General features: G+C 41.9%; 11 protein-coding genes. 8 read left to right on the top strand and 3 right to left on the bottom strand.

Annotation, left to right across the window (positions count from 1 at the left end; translation table 11 throughout):
• The 7 genes from OU792_RS14520 to OU792_RS14490 all read left to right on the top strand — a co-directional run.
• Positions 1 to 359, top strand: a 359-nt coding sequence (locus OU792_RS14520; protein ID WP_342453739.1) for an ABC transporter permease, incomplete at its 5' end; no start/stop codon positions are given.
• A gap of 191 nt (positions 360 to 550) precedes the next feature.
• Entirely contained in the window at positions 551 to 2,911 is a 2,361-nt protein-coding gene (locus tag OU792_RS14515; RefSeq protein WP_274670550.1) for an ABC transporter permease, read from the top strand.
• A gap of 85 nt (positions 2,912 to 2,996) precedes the next feature.
• Positions 2,997 to 5,441, top strand: coding sequence for an FtsX-like permease family protein (locus tag OU792_RS14510; RefSeq protein WP_274670549.1), 2,445 nt, complete (start codon positions 2,997 to 2,999; stop codon positions 5,439 to 5,441).
• A 136-nt stretch (positions 5,442 to 5,577) separates the two neighbouring features.
• Positions 5,578 to 7,989 (top strand): ABC transporter permease, encoded by a 2,412-nt coding sequence (locus OU792_RS14505; RefSeq protein WP_274670548.1) that lies wholly within the window; start codon positions 5,578 to 5,580, stop codon positions 7,987 to 7,989.
• Between the two features lie 11 nt (positions 7,990 to 8,000).
• Positions 8,001 to 10,412, top strand: coding sequence for an ABC transporter permease (locus OU792_RS14500; protein WP_274670547.1), 2,412 nt, complete (start codon positions 8,001 to 8,003; stop codon positions 10,410 to 10,412).
• A gap of 133 nt (positions 10,413 to 10,545) precedes the next feature.
• Positions 10,546 to 11,220, top strand: a complete 675-nt coding sequence (locus OU792_RS14495; RefSeq protein ID WP_134202526.1) for an ABC transporter ATP-binding protein — start codon at positions 10,546 to 10,548, stop codon at positions 11,218 to 11,220.
• Positions 11,207 to 12,568 (top strand): TolC family protein, encoded by a 1,362-nt coding sequence (locus OU792_RS14490; protein WP_274670546.1) that lies wholly within the window; start codon positions 11,207 to 11,209, stop codon positions 12,566 to 12,568. Before OU792_RS14495 ends, OU792_RS14490 begins: the two co-directional genes overlap by 14 nt.
• Positions 12,569 to 12,776: 208 nt before the next feature.
• On the opposite strand, the gene OU792_RS14485 is transcribed toward OU792_RS14490, so the two are convergent.
• Entirely contained in the window at positions 12,777 to 13,706 is a 930-nt protein-coding gene (locus OU792_RS14485; RefSeq protein WP_134202528.1) for an EamA family transporter, read from the bottom strand.
• A 268-nt stretch (positions 13,707 to 13,974) separates the two neighbouring features.
• Here OU792_RS14485 and OU792_RS14480 point away from each other — a divergent pair, with 268 nt between their 5' ends.
• Positions 13,975 to 15,006 carry a proline iminopeptidase-family hydrolase gene (locus OU792_RS14480; RefSeq protein WP_134202529.1) on the top strand — a complete coding sequence of 344 codons (1,032 nt, stop codon included), beginning with the start codon at positions 13,975 to 13,977 and terminating at the stop codon, positions 15,004 to 15,006.
• A gap of 38 nt (positions 15,007 to 15,044) precedes the next feature.
• Here the strand turns inward: OU792_RS14480 and trhA are convergent, their stop codons facing one another.
• Positions 15,045 to 15,722 (bottom strand): PAQR family membrane homeostasis protein TrhA, encoded by a 678-nt coding sequence (gene trhA, locus OU792_RS14475; RefSeq protein WP_274670545.1) that lies wholly within the window; start codon positions 15,720 to 15,722, stop codon positions 15,045 to 15,047.
• Positions 15,694 to 16,539: a sulfurtransferase gene (locus OU792_RS14470; protein ID WP_134202531.1), complete on the bottom strand. Its 846-nt coding sequence runs from the start codon at positions 16,537 to 16,539 to the stop codon at positions 15,694 to 15,696. The genes trhA and OU792_RS14470 overlap by 29 nt, the downstream gene beginning before the upstream one ends.
• Positions 16,540 to 16,591: the final 52 nt, after the last annotated feature.

Here is a 16,591-nt window from a genome sequence, read left to right as displayed (position 1 = left end):
CCGGGCTATCTATTTTAGTTTCCTGTTTGGGTTTGTTTGGTCTGGTTTCTTTCGCCACCGAACAGCGTGTGAAGGAAATTGGTATCAGAAAAGTGTTGGGCGCCAGCGTTTTAGGGGTAGTCTCCTTAATTTCTGGAGATTTTATCAAACTGATTTTAATATCCATACTCATTGCCGTTCCTATCTCCTGGTTTGTGGTAAAAGAATGGGTCAACGATTTTGCTTATCAGATTGAATTGGATTGGTGGGTTTTTGTGCTTGCGGCTTTGAGTGCGATAGTCGTTGCCTTATTTACCATTAGTACTCAGGCCACGAAGGCGGCCTTGATTAATCCTGCGAAAACTCTGAAAAGTGAGTAGGGGAATAGAGTAGGAAGTAGGAGGTTGAGAGGGGGAAAAGGGAAAAGTGAAGTAAGAAGTAAGTGATCAGAAGTAAAAAATTATAGTCAAGAGATAAGAAATAAGATGGTTGAGCTAGAAAATGAGATTAAGAGTTTTAGCTAGTCTCTATTTAAGATTCCAACCTTCAAACTTATAAACCTTCCAACGGTATGTGGAAAAACTACTTTAAAATAGCTTGGAGAAATATCCAAAGGAGTAAGGGATATGCGCTGATCAATATTTTTGGACTGGGTATTGGCATGGCAGCTTCCATCCTGATCTTGATCTGGGTTCAATTTGAACTTTCGGTAGATCGATACCATGAAAATTCAGGTCGCGTTTATGCAGTTTGGAGAAATTCTGAAATGCAGGGGGAAATATTCACTTGGGATTATACTCCTGCACCCTATGGCCCCACACTAAAAGAACAATATCCTGAAGTGGAGGAAGTAGCAAGGATTACCGAATGGGACCCTCAATTATTGACTGTGGGGGAAACTAGTTTCTATGAAGAATCAACCTTTACCGATCCCGGTTTTTTCAAGATGTTCAGTTTCGAAGTGATAGCTGGTGATCCTGTGAGTGCCATGGAAGAGCCTGAAAGCGTGGTGTTGACCGAGTCTGTGGCTCGTAAGTTATTTGGCAATGAGTCTGCTATGGGTGAAACAGTCACTGTTGAGAAACAAATGGATCTGGAGGTAAAAGCTATTATCAAGGACCTGCCTGAGAACACTAATTTTCCATTCACCACATTTTTTTCTATGAAAAAACTGGATCAAATGGGTTGGCTGGGGGACTTTTGGGGCAATAACTCCATGCGCACATTCGCGATGCTGAAAGAAGGTTCTTCATTGCCGGATTTTAACGAGAAGTTTCAAGGTTTTACTGCCAAAAACTCTGTATACGATGATATCTCCGACTTCCTTTTTCCCGTTGCCGATCTTCATTTGTATTCCAAATTTGAAAATGGGAAGTCTGTTGGTGGTAAAATCGAACTGATCAGAATGTTTGGAATTGTTTCAGTTTTGGTTTTACTGATCGCTGGAATCAATTTTGTCAATCTCAGCACCGCCCAAAGCGATAAGCGATCCAAAGAAGTTGGCATCCGAAAACTTTCTGGTGCTGGTCGCGAGATGCTTATTGGGCAATTTTTAGCAGAATCCACCTTGATTGCTGTTGCTGCATATTTGGTGGCCTTAGTTTTGGTTTCCCTAGCATTCCCGTGGTTTAATGGACTCATTGGTAGGGATTTGCAAAACCCGATGACCCAGCCATTTTTCTGGATGATATCTATGGCTTATGTTTTGGTGATTGGGATTTTGGCTGGAAGCTACCCTGCATTTTTGATGAGCTCGTATCGTCCAGCAATTGCACTTAAGTCGCAAATGAATAAATCAAGGAGTTTTGGTGTGAAGCCAAGAGAAGTTTTGGTTGTCTTTCAGTTTGCTGTGGTTGTAATTTTGATTTCCAGCGTCTGGATCGTTAGAGATCAAATGAATTTCGTTCAGAATCGGGACATTGGGTTGAACAAGGATAATTTGATTTTTCACCCTGTGACCCAAAACATAAGGAATAATAAGGCCGCACTCAGAAACGAGTTGTTAGCCTTGCCTGGAGTGACTTCAGTTAGCTATACGTTTTCTCCTCTAACCAATATTTATAGCGATTCGAATGAAATGAATTGGCAGGGCAAAGACCCTGGCTTCAAACCTAGTATCAGCCGAATGGGATCAGATGCGGACTTGGTGAAAACAGCAGGAATGGAACTGATCGCGGGAAGAGATATAGATATTTACACATATGCTATGGATAGTCTTTCAGTATTGATCAATGAAAAAACAGTAGCGATTATGGGTTTTGAAGACCCCATTGGTCAGGTGATCGAGGATGATGGCTATAATTTTACTGTGGTGGGAGTAGTCAAAGATTATATTATGGACTCTCCATTTGAAGAAGTAAAGCCTATCGTGGTCATTGGTCCCGAGCGGGATTTGAATTTTATCCATATTCGCTTTGCAGACGGAGAGGATCTCTCAAGAAATCTGGCTGAGGCAGAAGCTGTTTTTAACAAGTTCAATCCAGAATCTCCTTTTGAATACAGTTTTGTGGATCAGGAGCATGCACGAAAGTTTCAGGCTCAAGAGCGTACTGCCAACCTCACTAGTATTTTCACTGGATTGGCTGTGATTATTTCTTGTATGGGATTATTTGGCTTAGCCACTTTTATAGCCGAGCGAAGAAAAAAGGAAATATCTGTGCGTAAAGTAATGGGAGCCTCTGTAGCTAGTTTGGTGACTTTAGTCTCTACAGAGTTTACTCGATTGGTGCTGATTTCCATACTAATCGGGATTCCTATAACCTGGTATTTTATGAGTGACTGGCTGAATACGTTTGCTTATCGCACCAGCTTGAATTGGGGAGTATTTATCTGGACAGGAGGCCTGACTATGCTCATTGCCTTACTCACGGTAAGTTCTCAAGCAATCAAAGCTTCCCTTGTGAATCCTGCAAAAATCCTCAAGAGTGAGTAGCGATAGGGGAGTAGGAAGAAGGAAGTACGAAGTAATTGGTAAGAAGTAAATTGTGAAAAGTGAATCTTAAAAACCTTCTAACGGTATGTGGAAAAACTACTTTAAAATAGCTCTAAGAAATCTACTGAAGCATAAGTTTCACACGGGAATCAATTTGATTGGATTATCCATCGCTTTGGGTGTTGGGATTTTGGTTTTCTTCTTTGTTCAGTTTGAAATGAGTTTTGATTCATTTCATCCGGAGAGCGATAAAATCTATCGAATTCAAAGTCATGAGCTAGTGGATGGAGAGATGATTGAGTCTTTCTCCTCACCCATGATTGTGGAGTCTACTTTCAGGGAAGAATTTCCTCAGATCGAAAAAATAACCGGATACATCACTGCTGGTGTGCAGGCAAAACTTCCTGATGAGAGCAAAGAAAATCAAAGCTTTTCGCTGGTTCATCCGGATTTCCTGGAAATGTTTGGCTTCGAATTGATCCAAGGGGACATCAGTCAACAACTGAGGGATAAGTATGAAATCGTCATCACTGAAGCTACCGCAGAAAAGTATTTCGGAAGTGAAAATCCCGTCGGCAAAAGTATAAGCCTCAAGATGGGAGAGGATTTCCAAGAGTATCAGGTATCAGGGCTTTTGAAAGATATTTCTGCCAATTCCTCTATTCAATTTGAAATCTTGATGCCTATTGCCAATATGGACTTTTTCTCTGACCCTGAGGGAATGACCTCTTGGTACAGCGTATGGGGACAGAATATCGCCAAACTTCGAAACCCGGAAGATGTCAATGTAATTCATGAGCGAATGGATGCGGTTATGAAATCCGCTCTAGGAGAGGATTATGCTCCCGGCGAGTTTTACTTCACTTTTCATCCCATTGCCGGAATGCACTTTTCTGAAAGTCAGGGTGACGGAGGCTTGGAGACCACCCGAAAATCTTTGCTTTGGATTCTATCCGGCATAGCCTTTCTGGTACTCTTGATTGCTTGCATCAACTTTACCACCATGGCAATTGGGCGCGCGACTACTCGGGCCAAGGAAGTGGGAGTCCGCAAAACGATGGGTGCTAATTATTCCCAATTGACTTTCCAGTTTTTGACAGAAGCATTCCTGATCACCCTAGTTTCAGCCATTGTAGGGGTGATCCTAGCCGAACTTCTTTTGCCGACTTTCAATACCCTTTTTGAAAAGCAACTAGACTTGAATTATGGCTTGGCGCAGATTGCCATCTTGATTGGTTTAGTCCTTTTAATTACTGCAATAGCAGGTGCATATCCCGCATTTTATCTTTCCAGTATGCGACCGATTCGAGTATTGAAAGGTTCTCTTTCTATCCGATTTGGAAAGCAAAACCTTCGGAAAGGACTGGTTGGATTTCAGTTTTTTATATCCTTTCTTCTGATTGCAGCTACGCTGATTATGGTCAATCAGATGAATACGATTCGTAATTATGACCTAGGTTTTGATACAGATCAGGTCTTGGTGATTGATATTCCAGATGTGCCGTCAACCAGTTTTGTGACTTCTTTGAAAGGAAGTTTTCAACAAGCAGATACCTACCAAAAAGCCTTGGCTGCACGCTCTGAGGTAGCATCTGCAGGAATCACTGTTGGAACCTACGGAGATCAGGCATTCTGGGAGGTGGCTTTTCCTTTGGAAGATGGAACTCAATTTAATTTCTATGTAAATTTTATTGGGGGTGATTACTTGGATGCTCTTGGTTTGGAGATCGTGGATGGAAGAGCTTTGAATCCCCAAATAGGTGCGGACAGAAGTGCATTTTTGATCAATGAAGCATTTGCCGAAGCTTTTAACTGGGAGGACCCGACGCAGGAACTTTTACCAAATACCCGTTTTGCTCCGCATCAGATTGTAGGGGTAGTCAAGGACTTTCATCATGCATCCTTGTATCAGCCTATCGAGCCCATACTCTTTGCGAAAACACCCGAGGCGGTTTTTAGTGGGATCAGCAATCTGATGATCCGCTCAAATACCAATCCGCGAGTATTGGTGAAAGCTAGTTCTTCGGATTTTGATTCCTTTAAGGCAGCCTTGGAGCAAGAATGGAATCAGGTGTTTCCGGGTGAAAGTTTCGAATTCACATTTCTAGACGAATCAGTAGAATCTCAGTATCGAGCAGACGAGCGTTTGGGTAAAATGGTATTTATCGCTTCCTGCATCGCGATTTTGATTGCATCCATGGGACTTTTGGCCATGGTGGCACTTTCGATAGCTGGGAGAACCAAGGAGATCGGAATCCGAAAAGTACTGGGCGCCTCAGGCTGGAGTATTTCCTGGATGTTTGGGAAAGAGTACCTTCTGATTACCCTTGCTGGATTGCTGATTTCTTTGCCGCTGAGTATTTATTTGATGCAAAGCTGGATTGAGCAGTTTGCAGTCAAAGCCTGGCCATCCTGGATCAGTTTCACACTGCTGGGCTTGGGCGGAATCGGCTTCACGCTACTGATAGTCTATCTCCAGTCCTTTAGAGCGACTCAGGTCAATCCGGTAAAGACGCTGAAGGATGAATGATGTAGGAAGTACAAAGTACAAAGTACCAAGTATGAAGTAGCAAGTAAAAAGTACTAAGTATCAAGTAGAAGGAATAAAGATTGTAAAATCAAGTATCGAGACTATCTAACCTTAGCGCTATAAAACTTTCAAGCCCATGTGGAAAAATGATTTAAAAATTGCCTGGAGAAATCTTTTGAAAAGTAGAGTGGACACGATGATCAATCTAGGGGGGCTTACGATCGGTTTTTTCGCAGTGTTCCTGATTGCGTTGTATGTAAATTTTTCGAAGAGTTTTGATAAAGATTTACCTCAAACAGACCAATTGTATCGAGTCAATTTAAATTCTCGAGTTTCCGGTAAGGAAATGGACAAAAGCGCCCGCACTGCTCCAGCCATGGGGATGATTTTCAAAGAAGATTTGGCAGAAGTGGAGGAATTTTCCAGGGTAATTATCATGGGAGAGGTCATTGCAGGGCAGGGTGATTCTTTCGTTAGAGAAGACCAGATTTTCATCACCGATCAAGCCTATTTCGAATTTTTCGATATCAATCTGACCCAAGGAAGTGAAGAAGGAATGGGGCAGCCGCTTCAAGTCTATCTCTCTGAGCGTATTTCCAAAAAGATTTTTGGGGACAAAGACCCCGTGGGACAAAACCTGGATATAAACAGTACGAATTTCGACGGAACGGTTGAATTTGAGGTGGCAGGGGTCTATCAGGATTTACCCACCAATCGGCATCTAAGGCCCGAATTGATGATTTCATACACTACGCTCCATCATTTTATTGGTTCCGAAATCGACAACTCCTTTGACTGGCTCAATCAGTATACCTATTTGAAGTTGGCACCGGGGACGAACGTGGAGAGTCTTACAGATCAATTAAATACAAGTCTTCAGACCCACCATGGAGAACAGCTACAAGCCAGCGGTACGGAATGGGATGTGGATTTAATTGCCGTAAATGATATCCATAACAGTCTTGCCTATTCCGGAGAGTACAACCAAGGAGTGGATGGTAAAAAGCTTAGCTATTTCGTTTGGATTGGCTTTTTTGTGTTGGTCATGGTGTATCTGAATTCCATGAATATCGCTACTTCCAAAGCTCAAAACAGAAGCAAAGAAATAGGGGTCAGAAAAGTATCTGGAAGCTCAAGGATACAACTGATTAGGTTGTTTCTTATGGAGTCCTACCTAAGTCATTTTATCGCAATTCTAATTGCCTGCTTTTTGATTTTTGGCTTTGGTGACTGGGTCAATCAGGTTTTGGACTTGGGTTTGCCGATAGAAAGCCTTCAGTTGAGTAATTATATAGGATGGATTCTTTCTTTTTGGGTACTTGGGTCATTTATTTCAGGTATTTACCCTGCCTTGCTTTTGACTTCATTCTCAGCCCAAAAAGCCATTAAGGGAGAAAGCAAACTTTCTTTTCGACAGGCATTTGGCAGTCCACTTTTGGTTGTTCAATTAGTCTTTTGTCTGGTTATTCTAGCAGGGATAATGACTACCTACAAGCAGATCGATTTCATGCGAAGCAGAGATTTAGGTTTGGAGCTTGATAATAGAATAGTCGTTCGATCCCCCATGCTGTTCGTGGATGGGAGTGGCAATTATCAAGAAAAAATGAAAGCCACCTTAGGAGCCTTACCAGAGGTTCAATCCATTGCTGCAGCTAATGAGATTCCCGGAAATGAAATTTATTGGAAAACGGAAGATTTTCATCTGGAGGGAAAGGAAAAGAGCGGCGTCATGTATAGTATGTTAAGTGTAGGAGAGGAGTACTTCAAACTTTTTGATCTTAAAATATTAGCTGGAAGACAATTTAATCCAATCGGAGAAGGAGAAGAAGCCATAATCAATCAAAGGGCTCTCGCAGGCCTTGGACTGGATAATCCAGAAGATGCCTTGGGAAAAAGTTTGATTTCAGGACGCGGTGAAGCAAGAATCGTCGGAGTGGTAGAAGATTACTATCAGGAGGCAGTCAATTCTCCATTGGACCCCGTTGTTCTAAATTATTCTCCTGGAGACCTGAATTATTATATTCTGAAAGTTAAGTCACTGGATGAAGTGGAAAACCTTTTACAAAAAATTGAAAGCTCCTTTCAGGCTAATTTCCCACAGTCGCCATTTGAGTATTTTTTCCTTGACGAGTTTTTCGATAAGCAGTACAAAGCGGAACTCCAATTTCAGAAGCTTTTTGCTTTAGCTTCTTTGGTGGCCATTTTCATTGCTATCATGGGAATATTCGGTGTGACTTCTCAGGTGCTCCTGAGCAGACTGAAGGAAGTAAGTATCCGAAAAATCTTGGGAGCTTCTGCCTCTTCGATTCTAATAATGATTTCTAAGGATTATCTCTATTGGCTAGGTGCTTGTTTTTTATTGGGTATTCCTTTGGCCTATTTTCTTTTTACAGAATGGCTACAGGAGTTTCCGGTAAGAATCGATTTAGGCTGGTGGTTTTATACCCTGCCGGTACTGTCTATTTTGCTCATTTTCTTTAGTACGGCGCTGGTATTGACGATTCGAACCGTTTTTGTCAATCCGGCTAAAATTTTGAAATCAGAATAACCAACAAAACCATGCTAAAAAACTATTTCAAAATCGCCTGGAGAAACCTCCTTCGCAATAAGGTCAGAACTACAATCCATATTTTGGGTCTTTCACTGGGGATTGCAATCTGCTTTTTGATCTTTAATATCGTCTGGCATGCTTACAGTTTTGATGATTTCCATCCGGATGGAGATCGGATCTATCGTATTGTCACCGAGAATGATTATGGTGAAATGAAGTACAGCTATCCTGCTGCCCCTGGTCCTTTAGGAGAGGTTCTTGATCAGGAATTAGCAGGAATAGAACAGGTAGGTAAGATTTATACCTTGGGTGAAACTCATGCAAGTGTCCCTGATGAAAATAAGAATTTTGGAAGGAAAGATTATATCACTTTTGCTGATCCTGGTTTTTTTAAGATTTTCCCAAGGACTTGGCTTGCCGGAAATCCCGAAACTGCCCTGAAGGAACCCAATCAAGTGGTGATTTCTGAGAAAAGTCTACAGACCTATTTTCCCAACCAGTCCATCGACCAAGTAATCGGAAGAGAACTTCGCTTTGTGGATGCGGATACCATTATGGCGACCGTTGTTGGAGTAGTGGAAGATTACCAGGAGAATACGGATTTTATTTTTCAGGATTTTATCTCTTTTTCTACCATTGCAAAAAATGAAAAAGAAGACTGGTACGGACTCCACTCCTGGACCAATATCAACTCAAGCAGTCAGCTTTTTTTCAAGTCTAGTTTGGGAACGACCGCAGCTAGCCTGAAGCAGGGGCTCAAAGGAATAGCAGGAAAATACTATGCGGATGAAGAGGAGGGTAGTACCACATTTGATGTAGAAGCCTTATCCGAACTGCATTTTTCCTATGGATTGATCAATGAAGCAGGAGCATCCAAACAATTGATTAAAGGCTTATTGATCATCGGTGCTATCATCCTGATTTTGGCCTGTCTGAATTTCATCAATTTGGAAACAGCACAAGCAATTGGTCGGGCCAAAGAAGTAGGAATTCGCAAAACACTCGGTGGAAACAAGTTACAGCTTATGTTTCAGTTTTTGGCTGAAACCTATTTATTGGTTTTGGGAGCCACCCTTCTCGGTCTTTTGTTCTCTGATTTGATCTTGAAGACCTTTCAAAGCTATCTTCCTGAGGGTTTTTCAGTGCCTTATTTAGCAGCATACAATCTGGTCTTTTTATTCTTTTTTGGAATTGTATTGACCTTGATTTCAGGGGTTTATCCGGCCTTGATTTTGGCAAATTATCAGCCTCAGCGAGCACTAAAGGGCGAAAAAATGGGTTCTTCAAAATTTTCTTTTGGAGTCTTTTTGCGAAAGAATTTGACGGTCCTACAATTTACCGTTTCCATGGTCTTTTTGATTTTGGTGATGGTGATCGGTTCTCAATTGAAATACATCAGCAGTCAGCCGGTGGGCTTTGACAAGGATGCCGTGGTTTATGCCTACTTGCCATTTATGGCTGGTTTTGAAAAAGCTTCTTTGTATCAGGATCAAGTGTCCCAAATGAGTTTTGTAGAAGGAGCGAGTTTGGGAGGAGATGCGATTTCTTCTTCCGGAATCTGGACCTCTGATGTAAGTGTGCCGGTTGATACTACTGAGGCAGAGTTCTTTACCCAGGTGAAAAATGTAGATTCCTCTTTTGTGCAAGTCAATGGAGTGGAAATCCTTTCAGGAAGAAATCTAACACAAAACCGAACAGAAGTTTTGGTCAATGAAAGCTTTATGAAAGAGGCTGGAATTAGTAGCCCTCAGGAAATCTTAGGAAGTTCGATCACAATTGGTGGTGGGCCGAAATCTGTAGTGGGTATTATGAAGGATTTCAATTCCAGATCATTGAAAGAAGAAATTATGCCCATGGTATTTCTTCAAAATCCGGATTATTACAATGTGATTTCGATCAAGCTAGGAAAGGGAATCAATTTAGAATCTGCTCTTCAGAGTCTGAAAGAGTCCTTTTTGGGTGTTTATCCCTACGAAGAGGTGGATTTTCGCTTTTTGGATGAGGAGATCGCCCAGTTTTATGAGGAAGATGTGCGAATTCAAAAGGTTCTTTCTTTTTCCAGCATTCTTGCCATTATCATTTCAGGAATGGGGCTCTTTGGGCTTTCTAGTTTTACCATTTCTCAACGTCTTAAAGAGATCAGTTTGAGAAAGATATTAGGTGCTAGTATTCCCCAATTACTGGCTTTGATCAGTAAGGAATACTTGATTTTGACAGGAATCGCATTTCTTTTGGCTTCGGCGCCTACCTATTGGCTAGCAAAGCAATTTCTGCAAAGCTATGCCTACCGGATAGCCATGCCTTATTTTCAGTTTTTCTTGGGTGGAGGAATGTTGTTGACACTTTGTTTGCTGATTGTGGGTGTGCATTCATATTTGGCTTCCACATCCAATCCTGCTGAAGTTTTAAAAGACGAATAGTTATTGTTCGCTGGCGGACAAAAATGTTCGAGACTTTGACAAGTTAAAATTAAAAAAAATGCCTCTGAAGCTTTTTCAGAGGCATTTTTTATGGCATGGAAGTGGAATACTTCTATGTAAATAAATTGCGATAATGATTCAGTTAAAAGAAATAGATAAGTACATCGAGTCCCGTTTTCAGCGGATTTTTCTGTTGAAGGGTATTCATCTGGAAATAAATGAGGGGGAGTTTGTGACCTTGATGGGTCCCTCCGGTGCCGGAAAATCCACCCTTCTGAATATCCTAGGCCTCTTAGATGAAGACTATGCCGGGGATTATTTTTTTGGGGACAAAAATATTTGCTCCATGAAAGAGCGTGAGCGCTCCAGTCTTCATAAGAGTGAGTTTGGCTACATCTTCCAAGCCTATCATCTGATCGACGAATTGACGGTCTATGAAAACATTGAAACCCCCTTGCTCTACCGGAAAGTCTCCTCTTCCGAGCGGAAAAGTATCATTGCAGAGCTTTTGGACCGTTTCAACATGGTAGCCAAAAAGGATCTATTTCCCGCACAACTCAGTGGTGGGCAGCAGCAGTTGGTAGGTATCGCAAGAGCCATCGCAGGAAGACCTCGGGTTTTGCTGGCCGACGAACCAACGGGTAATCTTCATTCTGCTCAGGCGAAGGAAATCATGGAAGTCTTTCAGGAATTGCACCGAGAGGGAACGACGATCATTCAAGCGACCCATGCCCGTGAAAATGCAGAATATGGTACCCGACTTATCAATCTTTTGGATGGAAAAATCGAAAGTGATGAGAAAATTTAATCAAATCATTGTATTCATTTGGTTCGTATTGACTCCCTTGACAGGGTTTTCTCAGGATACCTTGCTTTTGGACTTTCCAAAGGCAGTGGAGCTTGGAATGAAAGCCAATCTGGAGTATCGCATCCAAGAGAATAATCTGGAGATTTTGCAAAAGGAAAAGCAAGTAGCCCTGCTTTCCCATCTTCCAAGTGTAGGAATTAATTCGAATGTCTTGAGTCAGTCAGGACAGCAATTTCAGCAAGTGGAAGGCGAAATCGTTGTGACCAATGTGACGAATAATATTGTCTCGGGTGGACTCAATGTCAATATGCCGGTATTCAATGCCGGTAGGAGAATTTTGGATACGCAGTCCGCCAAGTTGGCCTATGAGGCAGGAGAAAAGGGCTTGGAAAGAGCTAAGCAGCAAGTCATATTTGATGTCGCACAACGCTACCTTCAGGTATTGCTTGATGAGGAATTGGTACGAATTGCGACAGAAAACCTAGAAAATCAGCAGGAACAGCTTCGTCAAATTACAGGTTTTGTGGATGCAGGGATCCGAACTGTTTCTGATTTGTACAATCAGCAATCTGAGGTAGCAAGATTGGAATCGGTCTTGGTAGATGCCGAAATTCAATTGGAAAATGACCGCTGGGCTCTAGCAGAATACCTTCAGCTCCAAGCAGGCGTCACAGCAAGATTGGAACCGGTCAATCCACGGGAAGGGGGAAGTGAATTTGAAAGCCAACCCCTCAATACGCTCTACGAAATGGCTATGGCTAACCGACGGGATTTCCAACAGCAACAATTACTTTCCAATTCCTTCAAAAAAGACATGCAGGCCGCCAAGTCTATGTTTTACCCAAGGGTCTCAGCCTTCTTCAATTACAATACCTTCTTCACTTCATTGGATGAGCGTGGATTTACCGAACAGCTTTGGCGTATTTACCCTCAAAGAACATTGGGTCTCAGCATCAATATTCCTATTTTCTCAAATTGGCAAACTCGATTGGATGTGACCCGTGCAAAAATGGCTTTAGAAAATCAGGAGCTGCAAGAACAGGCACTGGATCGCAGGATTTTCCAGGATATTCAATTGGCGCAGCAAAATTATCAAGCAGCCTTAAAGCGCAGGGCAAATACCTCTGTTCAAGTCAAAGCCGCTGAAGAAGCGAAGATAGCTGTAGATGAACGCTTTCGACTGGGACTATCAAATTTTGTGGATTTGGCGACAGCCAATCAAACTCTTGTCGCTGCGAAAGCGGACCAAGCTCAAGCGATTTACACCCTGTTTTTCCAAGAAGTGCAAATGCGATTTGCCTTAGGAACTTTAGAGATTCGGCCTACCGAAAACCCTGCTACCGAATAGGTAGAGTTTTTAGAAATCAAAAATTATAAGGTAAATCTGTTTTTCTACCAATAAGAAAAGTAAACGGTTTAGAATTAGCTGTGAGGTTCAGGATCTGGAAGCTTCTTTCTTCATTCTTCCAACTTCCTACTAGAAATACAAAGAAAATAACATTAAGGCATCATTGTAGATAATCATTCCGAATCTAATCTGACTTTCATCGAAAGGCCTATATTTCCATGGGCTTGGTCTTTTTTTCTTTTTTGCTCCAAGTGAGAAGTGCGACTGTGATTAGTATCAGGATAGTGCCTATCCAATCAATTCCCAAGAAGCTTACCTCTAGCCAAAATACCGCCGTCAAAGCTGCAGATAGGGGTTCTACGCTGCAAAGTAGACTGGCTGTAGTTGCACCGATAATGGAAACCGATCTTAAGAAGAAGTAGAATGAAAGTACGGTTCCGAATAAAATGATGTAGGCAAAGGCGAGTAAGGTTTCTCCATCCCAAAGTCCGGAAAGACTCCATGGTTGGGTGAAAATCGAAAAAGTAATTCCTCCAATCAGCATTCCCCAGCCGGTAATGGCCGCAGGTGAAAATAGCCTAAGAAGTCCCACTGGTTGGATGGTGTAAAAAGCCAAGGCTAAGGCTGACAAAATACCCCAAAGGAGGGCATCTTTTGATATGACAAGCAAATCAAAGGATCCGTGAGTAACCAATAAGAAAATCCCTGAAAGCGCTAGAATTAAAGCTAAGTACTCTGTTGTGATGGGCCATGTTCTGTTTTTTACAGCATAAAAAGCTACCACGAATACAGGCCCAATGTATTGAAGAATGGTAGCGGTGGCTGAATTGGAAAGGGAGATACTGTAGAAGTAGGTAAACTGAACGGCTACCATGCCTACAATCCCAAAGAGCAAAATTTGAAGAATATGGATAGGTTTTTTCCAAACTGAAAATGCAGCCTTCCGCTCTTGGGACAGCGAAAACAAAATCAAAATGCTCCCTCCGATGATCAATCGCCAAGTAACCAGCCAGGCAGGATCCAGGTTTTTCTCCTCAAAAAGAAACTGTGCACAGGTGCCGGAAATACCCCAAAATATGGCCGAACAAAGTGCCATCAGGATGCCGGGGATTTTCTGATAAGCGGTTGCCTGTGTCATATAAGTTAAATTCAGGCGAATATATTGAGGGTTTTCGATTTTTGATTCTAGGGCCCCAAAATTCATAAATAAAAAATGAAAGAGAATCGAGACTAAATTAAGTCGGTCAGGAATACGAATAGGCTTATTGATAAACCGAATTCTTAAGCTAAATTCAACATGGAAACTCAAATTTCGCTCATAGAAAGCGATTTTACATTTGAAATAGAACCAAGTAATTTAGGCTCAGATAAAAAGCCTTCCAAGATCAATTAAATCACATTCACCAATGAAAAACTACTGGATAGCATTTTCTTTAATCACCTTCCTTTTCCTTTCCTGCAAGTCAGAAAGGTCAAGTGAAGAATCTGAGCTGGAAAACACTGCTGAAATGACAATGAGTCAGGATGGGGTAAAAATGATTCCGATCAGTACACCTTTGGGAGAGTACAAGGTATTCACAAAGCGAGTAGGGGATAACCCCGATATGAGGGTGCTGTTGCTTCATGGAGGACCGGGAATGTCCCATTTGCAGTATGGTAATTTTAAGGAGTATTTCCCGCAGGAAGGAATTGAGTTTATCTGGTATGATCAATTGGGATCGGCTCATTCGGATCAGCCCGATGATTCTTCGCTTTGGACTATTGAGCGATTTGTCGATGAAGTAGAGCAGGTTCGGCAAGCTTTGGGGCTTGATAAAGATAATTTCTATCTCCTAGGTCAATCTTGGGGAGGGATGCTCTCCATGGAGTATGCTTTTCGCCATCAGGATAAACTCAAAGGTCTCATTATTTGCAATATGATGTCGAGTCTGGATGAGTATGAAAAATATGCCAAGGAAGTCTTGGGACCACAGATGCCAGATGAGGTTTTTGCTGAATTGATGGAAATCGAAAAAAATCAGGACTTCGAAAATCCCCGTTACATGGAACTCTTGATGGAGCATCACTATCCAGAGCATGTCCTTCGTATGCCTTTGGATGAATGGCCGGCAGATGTTAATCAGACCTTGGAACAGGTCAACCCAAATGTATATGTCTACATGCAAGGCCACAGCGAATTCGGAATTACTCCAGGGGCGAGTCTAGAAGGCTGGGACGTTCGAGATCAGTTGAAAGAGATCACGGTGCCCACCTTGGTAGTAGGAGGAACCCACGATACCATGGATCCAAATCACATGGAATGGATGTCGAAAGAGGTGGCAAATGGGAGATTTTTACTTTGCCCGAATGGTAGTCATTTAAGTCAATATGATGATCCGGAGCACTTTTTCCCGGGCGTGATCAAGTTTATCAAGGATGTTAATTCGGGAGAATTTTAAAAGGCAAAAAAGGCTCTGAAATTGATCAGGGCCTTTTTTTAGTTCAAAATATTCCAGACGGCGATGAAGTGACTAACTGTCCCTCCCAAAACAAATATATGCCAAATCGCATGAAAAAACAGTCGATCACTTTTTACATAGAAAAATACCCCAATCGTATAACTTAAGCCTCCTGCTCCGATCCAGAAAAGTGTTTCCATTGAAAGCTTTTCCAGCAGATCATTGAAAAAAAAGACCGCTAACCATCCCATAGTCAGGTAAAGAATGACTGATAGGGTCTTGAACCTTCCGGTGAAAAATATTTTGAAGAAGGTGCCTACCAATACCGTCCCCCAAATGATGGAAAGGAAAATGATCGATTTGTCAGTGGTCAGAATAGCCAAAACCATGGGGGTATAGGAACCTGCGATCAAAAAGTAAATCGATACATGATCGAGTATTTGAAGCCTATTCTTTTTAATAGGGTTCTTTGCAGCATGATAAGCTGTAGAAAAGGCGTAGACCATTAGGATTCCCAAGCTAAAAGCTATTGCTCCAATGATGAACTTGATATCCCGAGTCTCTAGTGATTTTTTGACCAAGAATGGAATTCCAACTAGGCCTAAAAGTAAGCCAAGCCCATGAGAAAAGGTATTAGCCAATTCTTCTGATGGACTTTGTGGACGTTTGACTCGGGGGGTAGTGTTTTTATTGGTCACGGTTGCTGGTTTTTCCAATAGGCATATTGTTTCGGCTCCATTCACTCCAGGAACCTACATATAGTGAAGGAATTTCCAAACCTGCATAATCCATGGCAAGGAGAGTATGGCAAGCGGATACTCCCGATCCACAGTGTACAATGATTTGATCATTATTTTCAAGCAATGGCGAATATTTCTGGTACAAAGCGTCTTTTGAAAGAAAGCGCCCCTTATCATCCATGTTTTCAGTCAAAGGAATATTAATGGCACCTGGAATATGACCTGGTATCAAATCGATGGGTTCCTGCTCTCCTCGATATCTTTCTGCTGAACGAACGTCGATCACCATGAAGTCTGGATTTCCCGCTTTCTGAGCTACTTCATCCATAGAGGCAATTGGAAGGGTCCATTCGGATGCTGGATAGGAATCGACTGGATTATTGGAAGATGTTCCTTTTTCTAAAGGGAAATTCTCAGCAATTGCTGCTTGAATTCCCCCTTCCAGAACTTGAATCTTGGTATGACCAAGGGCTCTAAGCATCCACCAAAATCTAGCTGCTGAATTTGCTCCATTTTGATCATCATAAACTACCACATGGGAATCCGGACTAATTCCCAATTTTCCCAAAACCTTACAAAACTCCTTCACCTCTGGAAGTGGATGTCGACCTCCTTCAGCCAGATTTTCTTTGATATCCGCTAATTCCAAATTTGGATCTACAAAGCGTGCTCCTTTCAAATGGCTTTCTTCAAAAATTTTCTTTGGGTTGGCGCTATTTCTAGCATCAACCAATACGAAGTTTGGATTGGTGGAAAGGGATGCTAGCTCGGAAGGGGGAAGGATAGGAGACATGGACTTTTTCTTTTTTTGTAAAGCTAAAAATACCCTTAATGAAAATAAAAAA

Source organism: Algoriphagus sp. NF (assembly GCF_028823735.1).
Taxonomy (GTDB): Bacteria; Bacteroidota; Bacteroidia; order Cytophagales; family Cyclobacteriaceae; genus Algoriphagus; species Algoriphagus marincola.
Note: the sequence above shows the minus strand (reverse complement) of the source record. Positions and strands in the feature narration are given on the sequence as shown.